Source organism: Pandoraea morbifera, from assembly GCF_902459575.1.
Lineage (GTDB): Bacteria > Pseudomonadota > Gammaproteobacteria > Burkholderiales > Burkholderiaceae > Pandoraea > Pandoraea morbifera.
This window is the reverse complement of the sequence record NZ_CABPSD010000045.1, coordinates 1-560: the sequence shown is the minus strand read 5'-3', so window position 1 is coordinate 560 and position 560 is coordinate 1. Positions and strand designations below refer to the sequence as shown.

At 57.9% G+C, this 560-nt stretch carries 1 protein-coding gene; it reads left to right on the top strand.

What is annotated here, in order from left to right; genetic code table 11:
- Positions 1 to 313 precede the first annotated feature (313 nt).
- Positions 314 to 560, top strand: a 247-nt coding sequence (locus PMO31116_RS23545) for a head-tail connector protein (RefSeq protein ID WP_150568817.1), incomplete at its 3' end; no start/stop codon positions are given.

Sequence of the window (560 nt, the reverse complement as noted above, 5' to 3'; positions counted from 1 at the left end):
GGGTCCGGTGGGATTTGAGCAAGAACTCAGGTGCTGGCGCGATTTTGCTGGCGGCCCACTGGGGGGCTCGTTCCATTCTGTTGTTGGGTTATGACGTCCAACGAACCTACGGTCGAGCACACTGGCACGGAGATCATCCCCGAGGCCTAGGCAACGCCGGATCACTGGAGCACTGGCCTGGTCATTTCGCTGAAGTCGCTTCCCGCTTGCGCAATACGGAGGTCATAAACTGCAGCCGCCGGACTGCGCTCTCTTCATTCCCCAGGCGAACCTTGGAGTCTTGCCTTTCTGAGTGAGGGCAAAAGAGAACAGCATGAGCATCATCAAACTGGAAGTCGTAAAGCAGGATCTCCGCGTAATCCATAACGCCGACGACGAAATGCTGCAACGGCATCTCGACGCGTCCGAACGTGAGGCGATTCATTTCATGAATCTGACTGAGTTGCCGGTGCCGGACGCTCAGTCGTCAGATCCGCAAGCGTCGGAAGTCGAGCCGGATGTGGTTGCCGCCGTCACGATTCTCGTGCGCAGCAAGTACGAGGCCGCGTCAGCATCGGATA